The 6979-nt window shown below is 43.9% G+C and carries 3 protein-coding genes; 1 reads left to right on the top strand and 2 read right to left on the bottom strand.

Annotated elements, in window-relative coordinates:
- Nucleotides 1-383: 383 nt before the first annotated feature.
- Together AC1DSE_RS09085 and AC1DSE_RS09080 are read right to left on the bottom strand one after the other, a co-directional pair.
- Nucleotides 384-1007 carry a sensor domain-containing protein gene (locus AC1DSE_RS09085; RefSeq protein ID WP_441884212.1) on the bottom strand — a complete coding sequence of 208 codons (624 nt, stop codon included), beginning with the start codon at nucleotides 1005-1007 and terminating at the stop codon, nucleotides 384-386.
- 129 nt (nucleotides 1008-1136) lie between these two features.
- Nucleotides 1137-4685: an Npt1/Npt2 family nucleotide transporter gene (locus AC1DSE_RS09080; RefSeq protein WP_477527607.1), complete on the bottom strand. Its 3549-nt coding sequence runs from the start codon at nucleotides 4683-4685 to the stop codon at nucleotides 1137-1139.
- Nucleotides 4686-5013: 328 nt separating this feature from the next.
- On the opposite strand from AC1DSE_RS09080, the gene AC1DSE_RS09075 reads away from it, so the two are divergent.
- Nucleotides 5014-6969: an ABC transporter substrate-binding protein gene (locus tag AC1DSE_RS09075; protein WP_477527606.1), complete on the top strand. Its 1956-nt coding sequence runs from the start codon at nucleotides 5014-5016 to the stop codon at nucleotides 6967-6969.
- Nucleotides 6970-6979: the final 10 nt, after the last annotated feature.

The raw sequence follows: 6979 nt of genomic DNA, 5'->3' as shown, positions 1-6979 counted from the left end.
CTTCAGGACTGGTCACCTTACGAATATTTACAGTTGATACTTTCTGAAAAACTAAAGCCTCAAAAAATTGCAGTATGATGCGATTGAATAAGAATGAGTGCGCATGTGTCCAAATTTAGGGGGTTAACCCGCTATGTCCGTTAAAATCCAGATTAGACGTAATTATTGGAAATAACGGAACCTATGTCCGTTAGGTGCAAGCCTAAGTGCCCAGCACCGTTTTAAGCTTGTGGTTGTTGAGAATAACCGCATCCATGTCCGTTATTTCGAGTATGCAGCAGTATGCAGCATTCTTAAAAAAATAGCTGTTCCAGCACCGCAATTGCCTTCGTGATAATACACTTATAAGGTGCTGGGTTTGTTTATATGCTGTAACGTAGTGGCTAAATGGACTTCGAAATCATCTGAATATATGCGGCATACATACGTCCGAGCGCTCGCAATAACATCGGTTGTACAAATACGAGCACTAAGCCGATCCCGCCAGCTATCCACGAGCGCTGAGCAGAAGTAATCTCTGCGTAAAAAGGAAAGAAGGTCCAGGTGGACTGAAATAAATCGAAGTTGAAGAAGTCTGCACTCACCTTATAGGCAAATGGGGAAAGCATGACTGCATAGGCGGTAACAGGCAGGACAATCCCTAATGTAAACCCGGTAATACCAATCGGAAGCTGCAATAGGCTGTACAGAATACCTTGGTAGGTTTGACCCTTTCCAAGAAGACGAAACAATGACCGAGAGCCTTCCCAGCGAAGGGATAGTTGATCATCGACCCGATGATGCGATTGGGAATTACCTCGATACCAAGCTAGAGTAGATTGCTGTTCCTTGACCATCATCCAGCGACACGCTGCAAGTGTCGCCCACAACATGGGCAACCCAACCCACAAGATGATCAGCGGCAAGCTTACTGATAAACCTGTAACAGCTATTACAAATGCTATGATTCCTTTCGGAAGCGACATTAGAAGCATGGCCCAAGCTTTTAAGGCACTTTGTTTTTGCATGTTTAAACCCCTCTCATACCAACACTTCCTTCAGTATAGAGGGATCATTCTACTTAAGCATTGATCCAAAGACTGGATAGCGTGCTCGACTTTGGTCTAGTATTCTTATCGTTTTTTTGGAAAATAAACTCAGACCAACCGCTCTGTATCCTGCGTTCTCTCAACCAACACGCGCATTAAGCCTTTTAAAACATGAATTTTTTGGAAGCAAAAAGCAAATACCTGCTCTCTAGTCAGCTCCAGCAAGATGGTGCGGCTAATGGCTGTACAATCGGCGGAACGCGGCTGTCCGTCGATGATGGCCATCTCACCAAAGCATTGCCCGACCTCGAGTGTTGCAAGCTGCTCAGATCCTTTGTGCACTTGCACTTTCCCCTCAATAATTCCGTACATGGTGTCACCATCCTCACCAATGCCACAAATTCTCTCACCGGGCTCATACACGGATTCTTCCACCATTCGAGCAAGCTTTATAAAATCTTCTTGTGAGCAGTGGGCAAAAAGGCTAATCTTCTGCAGGACTAGAATACGCCTAATAATCGTCTCGTTTCGGTCTTCAGCTTCAATTGACGCAAGAGCATGATCCTCGACAACGGCTTCTTCTATAGCAGCATCCAGAACGGCTCTTGAAACCTTCTCATTGGTGTTGCGCAATCGCAGCGACAACTGCTTCATCAGCTCCATAGCAATTTCGGTTCGATCAAAAATCATTTCGTAAAATGCACTCGAAGTCAGCTCGTATAGGACGACATCCTCTTCCGCTATAACGGTTGCAGAGCGAACTCTTTGTGTGATGACGCTTATCTCGCCAAAATAATCGTAAGCGCTGAGCTCATTAATTTTGTGGCCATGGATATAAATGCCTGTATGGCCTTGTTCAATAAGATAGAGAGAGTCACCAGGATCTCCTTCGCGAACAATTTCGACTCCTTTTCTTATCCATACCTTTTGCAGGCGCATCGCGATGTTGAAGAAATCACGACCTGTTAAACCAGCGAACAACGCTACACGTTTGAGCAAATGAATTTGTTTCATAAGTGAATCCTGCTCAAGCTTATCGTCTGATTGTGTTAAATAATCAATATTTAGATTAATCCAGGGATCGTTTTGATCATAAAACCACTGTATTGCTTCTTTAACATGCAATTCAGAGGGAGCTTCTTCTCCGGGAGTGGGAGACGATGAAATGATTTTTGTCATGTCAGTCCGCAATTTCCCTTTAAGCAGCTGGTCAATTACTTCAATGGCATTAGCCTGCTGCCTAGCGTTGCCATCCTGCCAATTGGCATACACAGCGTGAATGGACCTTGAGTCATAAAGAAAGGACAGCAGCTGAAAAATCCTTTTTACATGACGAACCCGCATCTGTTCAATCGCCTCAGCTAGATCACTCATACGATCTGTATTACCGATAAGTGCAAGTTGCTCCACCCATTTAAAATAATAGGAAATCTCCTGATCGATCAAATGCTCAGCATGTTTTTTGTCAACTTGATTGGTTCCAGCATGAATCCGAGTTGCAGACTCAAGTGTTTTCTCCCTAAGCTCGCTGGAAAAGAGCAGATAATGCCTCAATAAGGCATCAAGTGCAGCTTGTGTTCCAATTTCCTCTAATACGCGTGGCAAATGAAGGTTAAGCTCTTTCGCAGTCATGCGGCTTTCAAGTATAGGAATGATAATGGCCTCATCATAACTTGTTAATGCAGCAGTAGCTTGAAGCCTGACCTTGCTATCATCAAGAAGCGGAATAATGAACTGAACCAGCTCGGGTACTCGCAATGTGGAAGCAGACTCCAATGCCCGTATACGAACGAGATGGGAGGAGTCCTCGAACATCGGAATCAACGGTTTGTAAAAGCTGGCAATGCCAATTTGTCCGAACAGGCCTGCCATGGCAATACGCTCTTCTTCCTGTCCATTTTTGAGCAGCTCCTTTAATACGCCGACGGCTTGGAACATGCCTTCTATGCCATAATATTTAATTAATCCGACGATGGCTGCTGCTCGTATATGAACATCCTCATCATGCAGATAGGCAGTAATGCGATCTAATTGCTCTTCCAGCGCATAGGCAGATAAGGCAAGGATGGCATGGGCGCGAATGGTAACTGATGATGAAGAAAGATGGGCTTCAAGCTTCTTTTCACCAAGGGCAGGCGTGTTTAATTGAAGGTATTTTAACGCTTCGATCTGCAGCTCCTGAACGGGATGCTGCAGTAGAGGCGTGATCTGCTCATTCATATCAAACTCTTGAATGCCGCTAAGAATCGCAAAAGCATATAAAGCCTGCTGCTTGTCGTGCCTATGCAGCGCTGACGCTAAAATTTGAATGCTCGCAGGATCTACGAAATCCGGCTCATCTTGCAGGTCCATGCTTTTCGATTGCAGAGTTGATAAAAGCRTGCTTAAATAGTTTTTCTTAATTTTTATCGCCGCAACTATACAGCAGCCAATCAACGCAAGAATAAAATAACTGAATTGCTCAATCGCGAACCATTGCGAAAGCACAATAAGACTGATTGCCGCGATTCCTTTGGCACCATTTCGTACGATGCCATCGAGGAAACCTTTGGCTCTGCCGCGCCATTCGGGAGCAACGGGAAACATAATGAGCTGACTTACGGAGGAGTATATCGTATCGCCAAGCACCTTATCGCTTGCTTTAACTGCAGTTGCAATAGCAAGCACAGGCATGAAGAGGAGAGCGAAGCTTCCTGTAAACAAGACGATCGGAAAAACAAGAATGGCAGTCATGACACCGTAGCGGGTTATCATTTTGCCGGAAATGAATAATTGAACAACTAGCGCGAGCAATCCCGCAAATCCATAAAAGCTGCCCATAAAGCTGGCGAGCTCTTCATTTTGCAAGGTGCCGCGAAGAATAACTTTGAATTGATAATCAATAAGCGTAAGCGAGATTGTGAGCGTACCGGCCATGATCGCCACATATTTAAGATGAGGTACGCTTTGGAATAAGCCTTGTTTCTCTTCAACGGCTCGCGTTTGTGCTTTAGATAATTTTTTAATAGTAGTTTTAATCGCGAAAAACTCGGCAGGATTTGGCACTCCTCGCAGAAGCTTAAGGACAAATAGCAGGCAAAGCAGCTGTGCAGCAGCATAGATGAAGATTAAATTTTCGGTTCCTAACGGCTGTACCAGCAGCTTTAGACCAAAGCCGCTCAAAATACCGCCAACAAGTCCACCGCTTCCTACAAAACCAATCATGCGTTTCGCTTTGCGCTGATCCATACTGGAGGTCGCAAACTGCCAGAAGCAGACGATCATCAAAAAGTTTAGTACATCATATCCGACGTAGATGACGGGGAAAATCCAGCTAAAGCCAATCCCGACAGCAAGTCGCGAAAGAAGTGCGAGCATAGAAGCAATGATTATAACTCTAACAACGAGTTGATCGGTGCGGAAGCGTTCGCATAGCTTTTGGTATATAAATCCGGTTAAGAGAAGGGTGGCTGCTTGGGGCAAATACATATACGATAAGACGGATGCGTCGTATCTGCTGAGAAATAAAGTATCTGCAGCTGTTCGACTGATAGTAGAAGCAGCGACGATGAAAAACAGATAACCGAATAAATAAAATATTTTGCTATATTCCGTTCGATCGGATTGAAATTGACGTGAGAGCAGAGTGAATGGATTAACGATACTTTTCTTAGACATGATACTTTTTCCTCTCCGTTTCTCTTCCTGCCCGCAATAGCTTAAGAAGAATAGTATATATGAAGAAAATACATATTGGAACAAAATTTGCTAGAGTACTGCGCGATACGTATGGTCTGCTGGATATGTAGAAATGTTATGCCATTGATGCAGCATATACGGCGAAAAGTAAAATAAACGCAAATCGGAGCCAATAGTAGATTCTTTGCTAAAAATAATGTCATGATTTACGCTGTCAGACATTGCAAATGATAATCGTTATCATTTATAATGATAATGAATGTTTATATGTAATGCTTTCACAGGGAGAAGGGAGTGATCCGACACGATGAAAATGAGTGATCACCTAATGTTATGGAATCATGCTTCGATCAAAGTGATGGATATACGGCATACGGTCATGGAACCAGGCGAGGAGCTGCGATCGTATCGCTTGCCCACCAGCGCTTTTTTTTATGCGATTCGCGGCTGTGCGCAGATGTGGTCGGATGGAACGATGCACATGGTGAATCGATTTCATGTTTTGCATGGCGGCAAAGGGATGTGCCTGGATATTACCGCTCATGATGCTTTTGAATATTATATGATTTTTTATAAAGCTATTCTCGCTTTGCCTTCTCGCCAACCTTTAATGAAGCTAATGGAGACAGATAACCCATTCCAACTGCAATATAGCTTTGTACCTCAGTATCCGATCCCTTTATATCATAGTGTTGAGCTAATGAGCAAGGAATGGCGTGAGCCAGAACTGTTGGAGAAATTACATATAAAAATGCTATTCTATCAATTTGCCTATGAGCTTTTAAGTCAAATGAGCAGTCAAAACGTGAAGACCCAAAAGGTGGACCTCGTGTCACAAGTGGTTCGTTATATTCATGAGCACTCTTCAGACCGAGTAACATTGGATGAGCTTGCAGAGCTGCTGGATTGCAGCGTCAGTTACTTATCAAGGAAATTCAAGCATGCGACAGGTAAAAGTCCCATTGAGTATTTGATTGCAGTTCGAATCGACAGAGCGAAGGAACTATTGCAAAATACAGATGCAACGCTGCAAGAAATAGCCGAGAGCGTAGGTTTCTCAGATGACAGTTATTTCAATCGCATGTTCAAAAAACATGTAGGCATGTCGCTTGGTCAATTTAAAGCAAAGGTTCAAAATAATCCTGTGGATCGTTCAAGATATACAATTGTCCCACGCAGAATCAGGCGTTATAGTGGTAATGGTTATGAAAATCATTATCAATACAAGAAAGTGGGAATATTCAAAATGTATAGAGGATCAAGAACACCAATGGCTGCATCATTATTGCTTTGCTTTGTTTTATTTCTCAGCGCCTGCTCTGCGGGTACGTCAAATACGAGTTCAACAAACGGAGGGTCGTCTGCACCAACTACTAATGTGTCTGAAGCAGCTGCAACCGACTCCACACCAGCAAATGTTACCCGCGTAGTAAAACATGCGATGGGGGAAGCAACGATAACTGGCGCGCCTGAGCGTGTTGTTATACTTACGAACGAAGGAACGGAAGCGCTTCTTGCCGTTGGCATTAAACCGATCGGCGCGGTGCAATCTTGGATTGGCGACCCTTGGTACGATCATATCAAAGATGAGATGCAGGACGTTACCGTTGTAGGCGATGAACTTCAGCCGAATATTGAAATGATCGCGAGCCTGAAGCCAGATCTAATAATCGGGAACAAGGTGAGACAGGAAAAAATATATGATCAGCTAAGCCAAATCGCGCCGACCGTATTCGCAGAGGACTTGGTTGGAGATTGGAAAATCAACTTTAAGCTTTATATGGAAGCCGTGGATAAGACGGAAGAGGGCGAAAAAGCGATGGCTGATTTCGACAAGCGTGTTGCTGAAGTGAAAGCGAAGCTAGGCAGCAAAGCGGATACGAAAATTTCGGTTGCTCGCTTCTCCGCTTCTCAGGTACGAATCTATCAGAAGCAAACCTTCTCGGGCGTACTCTTAAATGATTTAGGATTTGCACGGCCTGAGTCACAGGATAAGGATTCATTTATTGAAGTGATGTCCAAAGAAACGATTCCAAGCATGGATGGGGATGTATTATTCTACTTCGTCACGGAGGCAGCAGGGAAGACAGATGCATCCAAGGTGGTAGAGGAGTGGATGAACGATCCGTTATTCAAAAAACTAAATGTCGTGCAAAACAACAAGGTAATAAAAGTAGATGAAGCGATTTGGAATTCTGCTGGAGGCTACAAGGCTGCAAATTTATTGCTCGATGAGATTGTTGCCTATTTTGATGTAAAGTAGCTTAGCATTG

The sequence above is a fragment of the Paenibacillus sp. 01L418 genome (assembly GCF_056400045.1).
This window is presented reverse-complemented; position numbering and strand designations above follow the sequence as displayed.

Coding starts and splice junctions, on each gene's coding strand:
- AC1DSE_RS09085 (WP_441884212.1), bottom strand. CDS start 1,007: ATGCAAAAACAAAGTGCCTTAAAAGCTTGGGCCATGCTTCTAATGTCG.
- AC1DSE_RS09075 (WP_477527606.1), top strand. CDS start 5,014: ATGAAAATGAGTGATCACCTAATGTTATGGAATCATGCTTCGATCAAA.